A 16,006-nucleotide genomic window follows, 5' to 3' on the forward strand; every position below is an offset into this window, starting at 1 on the left:
GAGGGCCAAAAGGGCGTTCAATTCTTCCCGGTAGCCGCGAATGGTGTGCCGCTGGGCCCCATTTCCAGCCTGTCCCCGTCTGCGGTATACAGCCGCAAATAATTGGTGGACCCACCGACGGGGGCCGGAAACAGGTCCAAGCTCATGAGGAAATTGGCAGATACTGAAAGGATTATTTTTGAGGTTTAGAAGGATATATTATGGGAAGTCACCGTTCTGAAAACCTATTCTATCATATTCGTCAAAAGCATTGTTAAGAATAGTTATGTGAGAATTGTACACTGAGGAAGATGGAATATAGGAGGTAGACTCAGAATCTGTATCCACTTCGCGTTTGCCAGTTTTTGTGTAATAGAATCCTTTATAATATGTAAATTTGTTGGTTAGAGCATATGGGTATCCAGAGCCGCTTACTACTGTTGCATACTTCAACCAACCTGCTCGGAGTCTATATTCATAAACACTTTCGCCCATATGGAGGAGACCGTCAGCTCCAGCAATAAGTCCGAGTACACCGACTACCGATGCGCCAGCAGTTAAACCAAGAACTGCTGTAACGAAACCAACAACGGTCATAGTGTTATGAATCAGATAACTTTTATCCTTATCAACATAAATTTGAAAACCAAATTTAAGGTACATTGTTGTGCCATTTTGGGTTTTTGTAGTTAATAGGTTCCCCTCATATTCATGGCCATATTTGTCTATAAGCCAACTTCTAAAGTACGTTATATTGTGATCCGCGGCATAGGGTTGGGGTTGATTTTCATCAAATTGTACTTCAGATACTGAGTCAGGAAGATACGTTTCTTTCCATTGACTTTCATTATCAAAGCAGTATGCTTGAATGTCAGAAAAATTAATATTTGAAATGTCAGAGGTTATGGCATCAAGATTAAAAGTAAATTCATATACGTAGTCTGGTGACTTGAGATAAACAAGTGCAAATTGACCTGTTTGATTTGTGTTGTTAATGAGGATGTTAAATCGTACATCTGAGGTTTCTGCACCGCTCATGGTATAGTTTCCATCGGTTACAGGGGCGTTCATTTGTGCGGTTGCTCCGTTTGTGGCGCTTGCGGCACAGGCAATAGGAACTGTAATATTAAATACTAATATCAGAGCAAGTATAAGCGAAAAAAATTTGATTTTCTTCACAAAAATCCTCCTTTTTAATTAATTACGGCCGCTTCCCGCACTTTTTACAGCACGGTTCTTGCTTTAGAAATGGCCGTATCCGTATGCCGAACCTGCCACAGTTTGGGCAATATGAAAGCTTCAAAACTGCTACAATAGAAATAATAGCCATTATCGTCACACTAATACGGAAGAACATAGATAGCTTAAAAATTACACACCCTATTCCTAAAACAGCAGTTAACATATATAAAAAATATGTAAATGTCATTTTAGATGTTTTTTTCAAAAATAGTACCTCCGTTACAATATATTTTAAAGGAGATCCATTATATAATTAAAAATATGCAAATAGAAACCCGATATAATTGAGTCTAGCAATCATTCTATGCAGAAAATTACAATAAAATCTCCAATAAAACCAACAATAATGCAGATAATACGGCGGCAAAATCAAACTAATATTTTAAGCACTATATTCTTAAACAACTTAATTAAAGTCTGGATTTTAATTGTTTTTACGGCTAAAAGATTAGACCATCGGGCTCACATCCTTCCCATACGCTTGATGGGCGGGTATATCCACTTCCTCCTGCTTTTTAATAGTTTACAGAACCAGAAACTTTAACCTTATAAGATGCGTTGTTTCGAAATGCCAGCGTATAGGTACCAGCTTCTGCCATCAAAATTGTCTTGCTGACCCTTCCACCGGTAGCGGTGAAATAGTGGAAAGAGCCGTCTGCGTAGATTAACCCTACGTCCAGTTCTGCGGTAGAGGGGGAGTAAGTAGCGTCGATGGTGATGGTCTCCTTCGCCGCCATCGAAAAGCTACTGGATGCTTTTGACATTGTATTGCCCGAAATTGTAACGTAATAGGTTTCGGTTGCTCTGGATTCTACAAGGCTGTCGATTTGATGATCCAGAAGAGAACTTGCACCCACACCGTACCCAGGCAGGGCAATCATATCATTCCGAACTGCCAAAGCTGGACTTTGGATACCGAGACACACCAACAATGCAACACAAGTCGCCGCCGCTTTTAACCTATTTTTACATTTCATTCCCATGGCACCAAATCAAACTCCTCTCCAGCATTTGTATTTTCTTCTACGACCAGATCTTCTGAAAAAATCATTTTCTCTTGACTCGCATCGTTAACCATGTACCCGACCCAAATTCCCAGGACCAGGATACCCACAGCCGCAAGCGCCGCACCCCACAGCAGAACAGGCCGCCGTCTTTTAGGTACCTGTACCGGCTCTGGCCCCTCCGGCTCAGGTTCCGGCTCCGGCGGCGCCTCTTCCACGTTGGGCTGGGCTGGTTCGGCGCCGTAAACCAGCTCATCCAGCGACACCTGATACAACTTTCCCATTTGGATCAGGTTATCCAACGTTGGCAATCCCGTGCCGGTCTCCCATCGGGAGATGGCCTGCCGGGATACGTTCAACTGCTCCGCAGCCTCGGCCTGAGAAAGCCCCCGGGCCTTCCGCGCCTGAGCCAGTCTCTGTGTCAATTCCATCCCTTTTCACCTCAACAGCGTAGCTTACACGCCAGCATTTGTAAACCTCATCTCTATTGCATTTGCGCAATAGAGCGTTGCATTTCCCTTATTCTACTGTTATTTACCCAATTCTGCAACCTCTCTGCCCATCTGTCCTTCTCTGCAAATGACAAAGCCCGCGGGCAGAATACCATCATTCCACCCACGGGCTCCGGAAGGGAATAGGAAGCGGGAAACGCATTTTGCAGGTGCGGACACGTCTGGGCCTTTCCCCTGCCGCCATAAAATACGGCGTCGGACAAAGGCCCAGTTGTATCACTTCCGCTTTTCCATAGTTTTGTATTTTAGTCAATAGGGCGCTGTTTGTAAACCATACCTCCGTTGCACATGGGGCAACCCTCCATTGCCCCGCCAGAAATGTTTGCTGCGGGATTGTGCCATCCCCCCGGAATGTGGTATGATATCAGGTACGAGATCACAAGGAAAGGGGAATGCCCTGTGCCGGAACTGCTGCTGCCGGGCAATATCATATCCATGGACGCCCGGGCGGCCGACCGACTCACCGCCTGCGGAAACGGGGACGCCGCCCTGCTCTACCTGTGGCTGCTCCGCCACGGGGGACAGCTGGACCCCGCTCAGGCCCGGAAGGGGCTCAAGTGGGATGGCCAGCGGCTGGAGGAGGCCTCCGCCGCCCTGGTGAATCTGGGTCTGTCCGACGGCAAGACCCAGGCCGAGGCGGCCCCCATCCCCGCCCCCCAGGGTCCCCCCGACTACACCGCCGCCGACATCACCCGGGAGATCGAGGACGCCACCTCCACCTTCCCCGGCCTGGTGAACGAGGTCCAGCGGCGGCTTGGTAAGGTGCTGTCCACCTCCGATCTGAAGAGCCTGTACACCCTGTATGACTATCTGGCCCTCCCCGCCGAGGTGATCTGCCTGCTGGTGAGCTGGTGCGTGGAGGAGTTTGAGCGGAAATACGGCGCGGGCCAGCGGCCCCGCATGTCCCAGGTGCTGAAGGAGGGCTTCGCCTGGAAGCGGCTGGGGGTGGACACCGCCCAGGCTGCCGACGCCCACCTGAAGCGCAAGAGCCTCTACCGCACCCGGGAGGGCGCCATCCTCCAGCTGCTGGGCCTCAAGCCCCGGCCCCTGGTGGAGAAGGAGAAGAAGAAGGTGGCCGCCTGGACCGACATGGGCTTCCCCGACGAGGTACTGCGGCTGGCCTACGAAAAGACAGTATACAAGAAGCAGCAGATGGACTGGGACTACATGAACGGCATCCTGCTGGGCTGGCACAAGAAGAATCTACATACCCTGGCGGAGATCGAGGCGGGGGACAAGCCCGCCCGGACGACCCAGAGCGCCGTGTCCGCCGGCGGCAGCCGCCCCGCCATGCAGGACCATCCTGCCGCCCCCGGCGAGGTGGACCGGCGTGTGCGGGAGGACCTGGAGCGGATGCGGGAATTTCTCCGGCAGGAGAAGGAACGGGACAAGGAGGGATAAGCCATGGGATACGAGGCCAGCGTGCTTTACCGGGCCACCCGGCGGCTGGAGGCCGGCCGGCGCCAGCGGGAGGAAGCCCTTACCCGCCGCAAGGCGGAGATTTATGCCCAGCTGCCCCGGCTCCGGGAGATCGACAAGGAGCTGAAGGGGACGGTGTACCAGATCATCGCCTCCTCCCTGCGGGAGGGCCGGGACCCGGCCCCCTCCATTCAGGTCATCAAGGACCACAACCTGTCCCTTCAGGCCGAGCGCACCCACCTGCTCCTCCAGAACGGCTGGGGGGCCGACGCCCTGGACGAGCAGCCCGCCTGCCCCAAGTGCAACGACACCGGCTGGGTGGGGGCCCAGATGTGTACCTGTCTGAAAAAGCTGTGCGGCGAGGAGCAGATCAAGGAGCTGTCCAAGCTGCTGGACCTGGGAGAGCAGTCCTTCGAGACCTTCTCCATGGACTACTACTCTCCCCTGCCCTGGCCGGGAGAGGCCCTCTCCCCCCGGGAGAACATGGAGTTCATCTTCGACCTGTGCTCCAACTACGCCCGAAAGTTCGGGCGGTTCAAGCTGCGCAATCTCTTCCTTTCGGGCGCGCCGGGACTGGGCAAGACCTTCCTGTCCGCCTGCATCGCCCGCACGGTGTCGGAAAACGGCTTTTCCGTGGTGTACGACACGGCGGTCAACGTGTTTGCCCGGTTTGAGGAGCAGAAATTTGCCCGGGACCGGCTGGACGCCGAGGAAGCCAAGGACGAGACCAAGCGGTACCTGGGCTGTGACCTGCTCATCCTGGACGATCTGGGCAGCGAGCTCACCACCCCCTTCGTCCAGTCCGCCCTGTACACCCTCATCAACGCCCGGCTCATGGCCAACAAGCAGACGGTGATCTCCTCCAACCTGACCATGACCCAGGTGCGCCAGCGCTACACCCCCCAGATCTCCTCCCGGCTGGAGGGCGAGTACCGGGTCCTCCCCTTCTACGGCGAGGACATCCGGCTCCAGCGCAAGCAGCAGCTGTAAAAAACATCAAAAGGCGGCCCATCTCGTAACGAGATGGGCCGCCTTTTTACCGTTGCGGAATCAATTACTTGCCGCCCTTCAGAGCCTTCATACGGTCGGCGTGGCTGAGGATGCGCTTGCGCAGGCGCAGGTTCTGGGGGGTGACCTCCAGCAGCTCGTCGTCGGCCAGGAACTCCAGGCACTGCTCCAGGGACATCTGGCGGGGCGGGGTGAGGCGCAGGGCCTCATCGGAGCCGGAAGCACGCATGTTGGTCAGCTGCTTCTTCTTGCAGATGTTGACGGAGATATCCTCCTGCTTGGGGGTCTCGCCCACCACCATGCCGGCATAGACAGGCACGCCGGCGCCGATGAAGAGCACGCCGCGCTCCTGGGCGTTGAACAAGCCGTAGGTCACGCTCTCGCCGGTCTCGAAGGACACCAGGGAGCCGGAGTTGCGGCGCTGGATCTCGCCCTTCATGGGAGCGTAGCACTCAAAGACAGAGGCCATGATACCCTCGCCCTTGGTGTCGGTGAGGAACTCGTTGCGGTAGCCGAACAGGCCGCGGGAGGGCACCAGGAACTCGATCTTCATACGGTCGCCCACGGGGGTCATCTCCAGCAGGTCGCCCTTGCGGGAGCCGATCTTCTCGATAACGGCGCCCACGCTGTCGGAGGGCACGTCCACCACCAGGCGCTCGATGGGCTCGCACTTCTTGCCGTCGATCTCCTGGAAGAGCACGCGGGGCGGGGACACCTGGAACTCGTAGCCTTCACGGCGCATGGTCTCGATGAGAATGGACAGGCTCATCTCGCCGCGGCCGGCCACGTTGAAGGCGTCGGTGGAGTCGGTCTCGGTGACCCGCAGGGACACGTCCTTCATGGTCTCACGGAACAGACGCTCACGCAGCTGGCGGGAGGTGACGAACTTGCCCTCCTTGCCGGCGAAGGGAGAGTCGTTGACAGAGAAGGTCATCTCGATGGTGGGAGCGGAGATCTTAACGAACTCGATGGGCTCCACGGCATCGGGGGCGCAGATGGTGTCGCCGATGGTGATCTCGCCGATGCCGCTCATGGCAATGATGTTGCCGGCGTCGGCCTCGGTGACGGGCACCTTGCCCAGGCCGTCAAACTGATACAGAGCGGTGGCCTTGGCCTTCTTGGGGGCAGCGTCGGGATCGTGGTAGTTGCACACCACGATCTCCTGGTTCTGCTTCACGGTGCCCCGCTCGATGCGGCCGATGGCAATCCGGCCCACGAACTCGTTGTAGTCGATGGAGGACACCAGCATCTGGAAGGGGGCGTCCACATCGGCCTCGGGGGCGGGGATATAGTTGATGATGGTCTCAAACAGAGGCACCAGGTCGGTACCGGGCTGGTCGGGAGAGTAGGAGGCGGTGCCCTGACGGCCGGAGCAGAACAGGGTGGGAGACTCGAACTGCTCGTCGGTGGCGTTCAGGTCCAGCAGCAGCTCCAGCACCTCGTCCATGACCTCATGGATGCGCTGGTCGGGGCGGTCGATCTTGTTGACCACTACGATGACCTTGTGGCCCAGCTCCAGGGCCTTGGACAGCACGAAGCGGGTCTGGGGCATGGGGCCCTCGGCGGCGTCCACCAGCAGGATAACGCCGTTGACCATCTTCAGGATGCGCTCCACCTCGCCGCCGAAGTCGGCGTGGCCCGGGGTGTCCACGATGTTGATCTTCACGTCCTTGTAGTGGACGGCGGTGTTCTTGGCCAGGATGGTGATGCCGCGCTCACGCTCCAGATCGTTGGAGTCCATGACGCGCTCCACCGTGGCCTGGTTCTCACGGTAGATGCCGCCCTGCTTGAGCATTTCGTCCACCAGGGTGGTCTTGCCATGGTCGACGTGGGCGATGATGGCTACGTTGCGTAATTTCTCGTTCTGCATGTAAACTTTCCTCCCGATATACTGGCAAGACCGCCGGGGCCCTGGGTTTCCCGGCAAATATCCCGCAAAAAGGCATACAACTGGGTGTATGCAATATTCTAATAAGCTCGACTCTTAATTATACTGCATGCCCTGCGGACGATGCAACAGCTTTCCGCAAAAAAACCACCAAAAACCCGCATGTTTCCCCCCGTCAGCGTTGACACCAACCGGAAATTGGGTTACAATAATTCGGTATCGGCGGATTTCGTTCCCAAACCGGCCAGCCGGTTTGGGTACCCATCCTTTGATTTGCGCGGGGGAAATAAATTCCCCCGGCATCGAGGTTTTGCTCCGCAAAACACTCGGTACGCCGGACTCCCGGCGGGGAGGCGTTCGCTCTCCCACAATTTCATATGCGCCAGTAGCTCAATAGGATAGAGCGCACCCCTCCTAAGCGGCAGTTCGTTCGAATCCTGTGAAGCCTGAAAATTGAATATTTGTTGTATAAGCCCCCGTACCTCACCGGGATAGAGGGTCCGCCTCCTAAGGTTACGTTACAACGCTCACCTTGGAAAAACCTTAGTTGGGAGCTGAGTCCGATAATTACGGAGGCTGACAAAAAAATTAAATACGTCCCAATAGCTCAGTTGGATAGAGCACACGCCTCCTAAGCGTGGGGTCGGAGGTTCAAGTCCTCTTTGGGACGCCAGCTAACAACGCCGAAAGCCTTTGTTTTCAAGGGTTTTCGGCTTTTTTTATCAAATCCCGTTGTGATTACGGAAACTGAATTATGGTTCCGAATTTCACTTCAAATTCTGATTTTTGACAAGCCCTAAAAAATCGAACTGCTGTGATAAGACAAAAATTTCTGCTAATAATTAGCAGAAAAAGGGCCGTTTTTGCTAATGAAAATGCGCTTCCAGCTAATTAGGCGAAAAAACGTGCTAAAAACCTTGCTAATTCAAAAGGCGGATGTTCCGAGTGCTAAGCCGTTATAAGAAATAAAATTGAATACTACCATGTACATAGAGCGTCTATTTGCCCCTGTATCGGGGATGGATAGATGCTCTTTTTTTATGCCCAAAATTCATGGGTAAATCTGAAAGATTGGAGGTTTGATTTTTGAGTAAAATCGTCTATTCCCCAGACAAGCCAAACGACTGCCGCTACTGTCATTTTTGGAAAAACAATAAAACGGGCTGCTGTCTGGGCGAAGAAAACTGTTACTACTTAATCTCCGTATCCCCAAAGCCGAAGTCGGAATGTGAAGGTTGTCCTTATGGGCGGGATCATCCCTGCATCGGCTGGTGTACCAGGAAGATTATGAAGGAAGTGGGGGTGCGTTGATATGTATGAGTATGAACGCAATCGCCGTGACAAGCCGAAATGTTGCAAAGACTGCGAGTATTATCAACCCCGATGGAAGTACCGCTTCTGCTATTTTGTCAGATGTCCGTATAAACTGAAGGATACGACTTTCCGCAGAACCCCTCTGAAAAAAGAGTATTTCCCGCAGAAAGAGGTGGTGAGGATGAGTGACGTATGATTATTTCTATGGGCAGCAAGCGGAGATGTTCGCATTCTACCGTGTTCCGAAGGTGCTATTCACCGAGGATTGCTTCTGGAATGTATCAACCGATGCCAAGCTGCTTTACGGCATTCTGCTTGACCGCATGAACCTCTCAGCCCGGAACGGTTGGCTGGACGAGGAAGGCCGTGTCTATATCATCTTCACGATTGAAGAAATCAAAGGTGCGTTAGGCTGTGCTGAAAAGAAAGCGGTGAAGCTGCTGGATGAGCTGGAAAAGAAATGCGGTCTGATAGAACGCAAGCGACAGGGACTTGGGAAACCGAACCTGATCTATGTAAAGAACTTCATTTCCGGTTCTGTGGAAAGACAATTCTTGAATTGTCAAAAGGACAATTCTGGAGTTGTTAAAAACACAATTCAGGAACTGTCAAAAGGACAAGGTAATAATACTGATATTAAATATATTGATTTGAGTGATATTGATCCTTTCTTTCCTTCCTGTTTTTGCGGAAAGGAAGCTGATGGGACTGACGAATTTACCCGATATTATCAGTATTTTTATGAACAGCTTTCCATGGACTATCTGAAACAGGATTATCCGTATGACCATGAGATACTCGATCTGATACTGCATCTGATTGTTGAGGTCATGTGCAGTAACCGCAAGCAAATACGAATTGCCAGTGATGATAAGCCCATTGAAATTGTAAAAAGCAGTTTTATGAAGCTGGATTCTGAACACATCAGATTTGTAATGAGTTCTTTCAAAGAGAACACAACCGATGTTCGCAATATCAAGCAGTATTTACTTGCTTCGATATACAATGCCCCCTACACCATAAGCGCCCACTATGACGCAAAGGTCAGGCATGATATGGCTTCGGGGAAACTTGGAGGGAGGTGGTAAACATGAAGCGCACACATAAAAGAATGCGAGGTGATGAATATTGGCGAAAAAAGCGACAGTTATCGCCGTAGTCAATCAGAAAGGCGGCACGGGCAAGACCACAACCACGGAAAATTTGGGTGTGGGACTGGCAATGGAGGGCAAAAAGGTTTTGTTGGTAGACACAGATCCACAGGCTTCTTTAACAGTCAGTCTGGGAAATCCGTTCCCGGATACCTTGTTTCCCACCCTTTCCGACATGATGGGAAAGATTATGATGGAAAAGCCGATTGCCCCCGGCGAAGGCATTCTTCATCACCCGGAAGGTGTGGACTTGATGCCTGCCAATATTGAACTGTCAGGCTTAGAGGTTTCCCTGGTCAATGCCATGAGCCGGGAAACCATTCTCCGTCAGTACCTGGATACGGTCAAGCAGAATTATGACTACATTCTTCTGGATTGTATGCCCTCTTTGGGTATGCTGACAGTCAATGCGTTGGCAGCTGCGGATAATGTGCTGATACCTGTTCAGGCGGCATATCTTCCGGCAAAGGGCTTGGAACAGCTGCTGGAAACCATCAACAAGGTCAGACGGCAAATCAACCCCAAATTGAAAATCGAGGGTATTCTTCTGACGATGGTGGACAGCAGAACCAATTATTCCAAAGACATCAGCAATCTGATCCGGGAAAGTTATGGAGGAAAACTGAAAGTCTACAAGACAGACATTCCCCGTTCCGTCCGTGCGGAGGAAATCAGTGCGGAAGGAGCCAGTATCTTTAAGCACGACCCCAAAGGCAAAGTGGCTGATGCCTACCGGGTGCTGACAAAGGAGGTGTTAAAGAATGCAGAAAAAAGGCGCAAACATCAGCTTGAAGGGGTACGATGATATTTTCTCGACCGACCAATCACGAGCCGAAGCCCAGCAGGAACGTGTGCAGGAAATCCCGCTTTCTGAGCTGCACCCCTTTGAAGGACATCCCTTCCGGGTGGTAGACGATGAGGATATGAAGAAAACGGTTGAGAGTGTCAGTGACTTCGGTGTTCTCACCCCGGCGATTGTCCGTCCCGACCCGGATGGCGGCTATGAGATTATCTCTGGTCACAGGCGACACCGTGCATCAGAACTTGCCGGGAAAGAAACCATGCCTGTTATCGTCCGTGATTTGGATGATGATGCCGCCATAATTTTAATGGTAGATGCGAATTTACAGCGGGAAACTATTCTGCCGAGTGAAAGAGCTTACGCTTATAAGATGAAGCTGGATGCGATTAAACATCAGGGACAGCGTTCAGATTTAACTTCTGGACAAGTTGTCCAGAAGTTGTGGTCGGTAGAAAAAGTTGCCGAGGGTACGGGCGAGAGCTATAAAAATGTTCAGCGATATATCCGCCTGACAGAACTTATTCCTGAATTGTTAGATATGGTGGATAACGGACAACTCAAATTCAATCCTGCCGTGGAGCTTTCCTATCTCGCAAGAGAAGAACAGCAGCATTTTCTTTCCGCAATGGACTATGCTCAGGCTGCTCCTTCTCTTTCACAGGCGCAGAGAATCAAAAAACTGGCACAGGAGGGCGAGTGTACTCTGGATGCCATGTGCGAGATTATGAACGAGGTCAAAAAGGGCGAGCTGGACAGGGTGACATTCAAAACCGACTCCCTGCGGAAATACTTCCCGAAGTCCTACACCAGCAAGCAGATGGAGGATAAAATCATTCAGCTGCTGGAACAGTGGCAGAAGAAACGAGAGAAATCTATGGAAAGGTAAGGTGAATCCCGATGTTTAATGAAAGAGAAATAAGCAAAGCAATCGACTGGCTGTTCGAGTTGTTTTCTCCCGAAGATTATGAGGGGTATGATGAAGATGAGATCGGCTATGCCGGAGGTTTGTGTCTGCCGGAGGTTTGTACCGCATTGAGAGGTGCGGCACAGACGGTATATCAGTATTCCGTAGCCGGTGGCTATGAGAAATGCTTCAATTACCGTGGCATGGAACTGTTTGACCAGCGTGCCTGTCTCATTATTTCCGATGTGGAACAGGCGGTTTTGGATGAAATCAAAACCACCTATGAAACCGAACTGTGGCTTATGGAGGATATGAACTTTGCCATTGTCCGCTGTGTGTCAATGCTGATCGGGTCTGATGATACCGGCTATGTGACGGAGTACCGGGCTTTCAAAAAGATTTTGAAAAGTGCGGAGGATTTGTTCTTTTCCCCGGAGGCACTGATCGAGGAACTGGAATCTATGTGTGTTCCCCAGTGGGAACATGAAGCGACTATTTATGAACTGTAACAGGTTCATGGATGGTCGCTTTTCTTATATCTGAGGAAATGGAGGTAACGAAGTTTGAAGGAATACGATGTAAAAATCACGGAAACGCTGGAAAAGACGGTAACGGTGGAAGCCGAGTCCCGTGCCGATGCAGAGGAACAGGTCAGAACAGCCTACTACAATTCCGAGTATATTCTGGACTCCGAGAACTTTACCGGCGTTGAGTTTGGTACTACAGAGGAACGTGAGGTTCAGCAGGAACAGGCTGAGACAATGACGGTTCTTCTGGTAAAGCCCCACATGTATCCCCAGCAGGTTCAGATCGGCTGCGATTTGGAGGATTTGCAGAAAGCTGTCGGCGGCGACATTGAAGCCGTTTACCCTTTTAATGAGCCTGTTGCATTGGTGATGTACGATGAGGGAAAAATCATGGGGAAAGACTTGAATCGTGCGCTGCGGGACGAGGACGGCGAGATCTACGACATTATCGCCGGTGATTTTCTGGTGGTCGGTTTGGGTGAAGAGGATTTTTCTTCCCTTTCTCCGGAGCTGATGAAGCAGTTTGAGGAACACTTCCATCAGCCTGAAATGTTTGTTCGTATGGGACGCAGTATCATGGCTCTGCCTTTGCCTGATGACAAGGTAAAGAAAGCGGATGCACCTGAAAAAACGGTTTCCACTCCCCAAAAGAGCAGTCCCGACAGGGATTCACTGTAAGGAGGTATTATGGAAAAGCGAAGTTCCACTATCGGAGACCTTATGGAGCGACGCCGCATTCTGGATGGTGCCAAGGAATATAAGGGTCACACCTATCTGGATTTGGCTCGTTTCGATGATAACACCAAACACATGATAATCTTCGATGTTCTGACTCACAATTCCCCTGTGGGCGATAAAGGTGAACGCACCCGCCTGTTTCTGGGGGAAGTTGGGTATCATCGGTCACAGCCAGTTTGAGAAGATTCCGCTGTCTGCAGAGCGACAGGAACGGCAGTTGCAGGAACAGATTGATGAGATTGAGGGCGCAATCGCAGAACTGAAATATCAGCGTGGTGAGAATTTTACCATCAAGCAGATGGAGAAAACCAGAAAATCTCTGGAAGCCAGACTGGATAAGCTCCTTGCCGCCGACAGAAAGGATGATGTCATCACATTTGAGCAGTTGGGTGTTGACCGGCTGTTCGTGGACGAGAGCCATGCGTTCAAGAACCTGTTCCTCTACACCAAAATGAGAAATGTGGCAGGTCTGTCCACTTCCGAAGCCCAGAAATCTTCGGATATGTTTATGAAATGCCGTTATATGGACGAGATCACCGGCGGTCGTGGCGTTATCTTCGCCACCGGCACTCCGGTCAGCAACTCTATGACCGAGCTTTACACGGTCATGCGCTATCTCCAGTATGGTACGCTCCAGAAGAAGAACCTGACCCACTTCGATTCCTGGGCATCCACCTTTGGCGAGACAACGACGGCCATTGAGCTGGCTCCTGAAGGAACCGGCTATCGTGCCAGAACCCGATTCGCCAAGTTCTTCAATCTTCCTGAACTGATGAATATGTTCAAGGAAGTAGCCGACATTAAGACCTCTGACCAGCTGAATCTTCCGGTTCCCGAAGCGAAATTCGAGACGGTTGTGGTGCAGCCCTCTGAGTATCAGAAGGATATGGTTGCTTCCCTTTCCGAAAGAGCTGCGGATGTTCATGCCGGTATTATTGACCCGTCTGTGGACAATATGCTCAAGATTACCAGCGATGGGCGAAAGTTGGGACTGGATCAGCGGCTGATGAACCCGCTATTGCCGGATGACCCGAACAGCAAGCTCAATGCCTGTGTGGGAAATGTCCTCCGTATCTGGCAGGAAGGTCAGGCAGACAAGCTGACACAGTTATTGTTCTGCGACCTTTCGACACCAAAAAACGATGGCACCTTCAATGTCTATGACGACATCAAAACCAAGTTGATCGCAAACGGTGTACCTGCCGAGGAAGTCGCCTTTATTCACGATGCGGATACCGAAGCAAAAAAGAAAGAACTCTTTGCCAAGGTTCGTACCGGGCAGGTGCGTGTGCTGCTTGGCAGTACGCAGAAAATGGGCGCAGGAACCAATGTGCAGGACAAACTGGTGGCGGTTCACCATCTGGATGTGGGCTGGCGTCCGTCTGATATGACCCAGAGAAACGGTCGTATCATCCGTCAGGGCAACCAGAATAAAGAGGTTCAGGTCTATCAGTATGTGACCGAGGGAACCTTCGACGCATATTTGTACCAGACCCTGGAGAATAAGCAGAAATTTATCTCTCAGATTATGACCTCCAAATCTCCGGTTCGTTCCTGTGACGATGTGGATGAGCAGGCACTTTCCTATGCGGAGATCAAAGCACTGTGCGCCGGTAATCCGCTCATCAAGGAAAAGATGGACTTGGATATTGATGTAGCAAGGCTGAAAGTGCTGAAAGCTGACCACCAGAGCCAGCAGTACCGCATGGAGGATAAGCTCCTGAAATACTTCCCGGCTGAGATTGAAAAGCAGACTGGTTATATCCATGGCTTTGAAGCGGACATCAAGACCGTGGAGGCACATCCGCAGATCTCCGAGGGATTCTGTGGTATGGAAATCATGGGAAAGCACTATGCGGAAAAAGCCGATGCCGGTGAAATCATTCTTGCCGCCTGTAAGGAGACAAAAGGTGCTGATCCGGTTCTGCTGGGCAGTTACCGAGGATTTCAGATGGAGCTTTCCTATGACAGCTTCCGAAGTGAGTTTGACATCGTTCTGAAAGGCTCTATGAGCCACCGTGTAGCCCTTGGCACGGATGCCAGGGGAAATATCACCCGATTGGATAACGCACTTTCTGGCATTCCTGAGCGGTTGGAAAGAGCCAATGAACAACTGACCAATCTCTACAATCAGCAGGAAGCTGCAAAAGCAGAACTTGGAAAACCATTCCCCCAGGAAGCGGAACTTGTGGCAAAAAGTCAGCGGCTTGCGGAGCTGGATGCGGCGCTGAATATGGAAGATACGGTGGAAAACCGAGCCGAAAAAAGCGAAGCGGAACGCCCCTCTGTTCTGGCTGATCTGAAATCCAAGTCTGAGCATATCCCGCCGGTAAAACGCTCTGAGAGCTACGAGGAGGTGTTGTAATGGCAAAGCGTGACCAGGATGTTCATTTCCTGGCATCCAAGGAGGAAGTCGAGCGAATCCATCAGAAGATGGACGAGCTTGGCATCCGAAGCATGGGGGCATATCTGAGAAAGATGGCTCTGGACGGCTACTGTATCAATCTGGATTTACAGGATGTGAAGGCACTGGTTTCGCTTCTGCGAATCTGCTCCAACAACCTGAACCAGTACGCAAAACGAGCCAATGAAACCGGCAGCATCTACGAAGCCGACATCAACGACCTACAGGTGCGCCTGGAAGAAATCTGGACGGATATGAAAGAAGTGCTTGTCAGGTTGTCCTCCATCCAGTAATCCGACAATTTGTCGGGAAGCCGCAGTTTCGGCTGCGGCTTTACATAGGAAAATACAACCTTGTTTAGCTGGTAGAATTATTCATATCCACGTGCTATAATCATGGCAAGTAGAGAACTTGATAGTTCGATCAATCGTTGTTTGGCGATTTGGTAAATCCCAATAAATTAGTTTTATAGGGAACAGAAAATTTGAATTTTACGGTCAGTAAGGAATGCGTAAAGTTATATGATTGTATTATAAGCGATTTGTTAAATTTTTATAACCACTTGTATTTGCCTGCGATTTATGGTATAATATTTTAAAATTTAGAAAGAGGTGGGAAGATGATTAACTTTTCTTGCAAATAAAATCAAAATATGCGGTAGTGCTATACTTTGGCATTATTGTGTCTATTGCAAGAAAGTTATATGTCTATCTTACTCAATATAGTGCTGTTGCCACTTTTGCTTAGTGGTGTTATTATGCTATGACGAGCTGCAAGGATAAACTTTCTTGCGGCTCTTATTTTGTTTTGGAGGTGCTTTATGAATAGTGCAGAACAGATAGTTACACATGATTCACTCCGTATAGTGTCGGTTCCTTTTGGTGAAATCTATACGGAGTAAACATTCACCGAACCGACTTTGTATCGTATGACACGCAAAGGAGGATAATATTTATGTCAATGATTAAAATTGAAAACCTTACGTTTTCATATCCGACAAGTAATGATAATGTTTTTGAAAATGTCAGTTTCCAGGTTGATACCGATTGGAAGCTTGGTTTTGTGGGCAGAAACGGACGAGGTAAAACAACCTTTCTGAATCTTCTGCTTGGGA

13 protein-coding genes, 1 tRNA gene and 2 pseudogenes are annotated in these 16,006 nt (G+C 50.8%); 12 read left to right on the plus strand and 4 right to left on the minus strand.

Going from position 1 to position 16,006, the window contains the following annotated elements:
* Positions 1-198 precede the first annotated feature (198 nt).
* The 3 genes from J9789_RS09055 to J9789_RS09065 all read right to left on the minus strand — a co-directional run bounded on the left by J9789_RS09055 (position 199) and on the right by J9789_RS09065 (position 2,656).
* The gene (locus J9789_RS09055; RefSeq protein ID WP_209344590.1) at positions 199-1,158 is read right to left on the minus strand and encodes a hypothetical protein; all 960 of its coding nucleotides are present in this window, start codon (positions 1,156-1,158) and stop codon (positions 199-201) included.
* Positions 1,159-1,736: 578 nt separating this feature from the next.
* Entirely contained in the window at positions 1,737-2,204 is a 468-nt protein-coding gene (locus J9789_RS09060; RefSeq protein ID WP_209344592.1) for a hypothetical protein, read from the minus strand.
* Entirely contained in the window at positions 2,195-2,656 is a 462-nt protein-coding gene (locus J9789_RS09065; protein WP_209344594.1) for a helix-turn-helix domain-containing protein, read from the minus strand. Before J9789_RS09065 ends, J9789_RS09060 begins: the two co-directional genes overlap by 10 nt.
* Before the next feature lie 480 nt (positions 2,657-3,136).
* Between J9789_RS09065 and J9789_RS09070 the strand changes: the two genes are divergently transcribed.
* Complete coding sequence (locus J9789_RS09070) at positions 3,137-4,138, plus strand: DnaD domain protein (protein ID WP_209344596.1); 1,002 nt, start codon at positions 3,137-3,139, stop codon at positions 4,136-4,138.
* A 3-nt stretch (positions 4,139-4,141) separates the two neighbouring features.
* On the plus strand, positions 4,142-5,146 hold the full coding sequence (locus J9789_RS09075; protein ID WP_209344598.1) for an ATP-binding protein: 1,005 nt from the start codon (positions 4,142-4,144) through the stop codon (positions 5,144-5,146).
* A gap of 64 nt (positions 5,147-5,210) precedes the next feature.
* On the opposite strand, the gene typA is transcribed toward J9789_RS09075, so the two are convergent.
* On the minus strand, positions 5,211-7,034 hold the full coding sequence (typA, locus tag J9789_RS09080) for a translational GTPase TypA (RefSeq protein WP_209344601.1): 1,824 nt from the start codon (positions 7,032-7,034) through the stop codon (positions 5,211-5,213).
* A 614-nt stretch (positions 7,035-7,648) separates the two neighbouring features.
* Here typA and J9789_RS09085 point away from each other — a divergent pair.
* From J9789_RS09085 to J9789_RS09130, 10 genes and pseudogenes are all read left to right on the plus strand, one after another.
* Positions 7,649-7,725, plus strand: a tRNA-Arg gene (locus J9789_RS09085).
* An 826-nt stretch (positions 7,726-8,551) separates the two neighbouring features.
* Positions 8,552-9,454, plus strand: a complete 903-nt coding sequence (locus J9789_RS09090; protein WP_209344603.1) for a DUF6017 domain-containing protein — start codon at positions 8,552-8,554, stop codon at positions 9,452-9,454.
* Positions 9,455-9,494: 40 nt separating this feature from the next.
* Entirely contained in the window at positions 9,495-10,322 is an 828-nt protein-coding gene (locus tag J9789_RS09095) for a ParA family protein (RefSeq protein WP_209344606.1), read from the plus strand.
* Positions 10,279-11,205 carry a ParB/RepB/Spo0J family partition protein gene (locus J9789_RS09100; protein WP_209344608.1) on the plus strand — a complete coding sequence of 309 codons (927 nt, stop codon included), beginning with the start codon at positions 10,279-10,281 and terminating at the stop codon, positions 11,203-11,205. The genes J9789_RS09095 and J9789_RS09100 overlap by 44 nt, the downstream gene beginning before the upstream one ends.
* A gap of 11 nt (positions 11,206-11,216) precedes the next feature.
* Positions 11,217-11,732: a hypothetical protein gene (locus tag J9789_RS09105; protein ID WP_209344610.1), complete on the plus strand. Its 516-nt coding sequence runs from the start codon at positions 11,217-11,219 to the stop codon at positions 11,730-11,732.
* A gap of 54 nt (positions 11,733-11,786) precedes the next feature.
* Entirely contained in the window at positions 11,787-12,428 is a 642-nt protein-coding gene (locus tag J9789_RS09110; protein ID WP_209344612.1) for a DUF3846 domain-containing protein, read from the plus strand.
* Between the two features lie 9 nt (positions 12,429-12,437).
* Positions 12,438-12,656: pseudogene (locus J9789_RS09115) on the plus strand (DUF5720 family protein); the annotation flags it as partial.
* Positions 12,646-14,853: pseudogene (locus J9789_RS09120) on the plus strand (helicase-related protein); the annotation flags it as partial. The pseudogenes J9789_RS09115 and J9789_RS09120, both read left to right, overlap by 11 nt.
* Complete coding sequence (mobC, locus tag J9789_RS09125; protein WP_209344614.1) at positions 14,853-15,185, plus strand: plasmid mobilization relaxosome protein MobC; 333 nt, start codon at positions 14,853-14,855, stop codon at positions 15,183-15,185. The pseudogene J9789_RS09120 and the gene mobC, both read left to right, overlap by 1 nt.
* A gap of 661 nt (positions 15,186-15,846) precedes the next feature.
* The coding region (locus tag J9789_RS09130) for an ATP-binding cassette domain-containing protein (protein WP_209344668.1) at positions 15,847-16,006 on the plus strand (160 nt) is incomplete at its 3' end.

It is taken from the genome of Flavonifractor sp. AGMB03687, assembly GCF_017811815.1.
Classification (GTDB): domain Bacteria; phylum Bacillota; class Clostridia; order Oscillospirales; family Oscillospiraceae; genus Flavonifractor.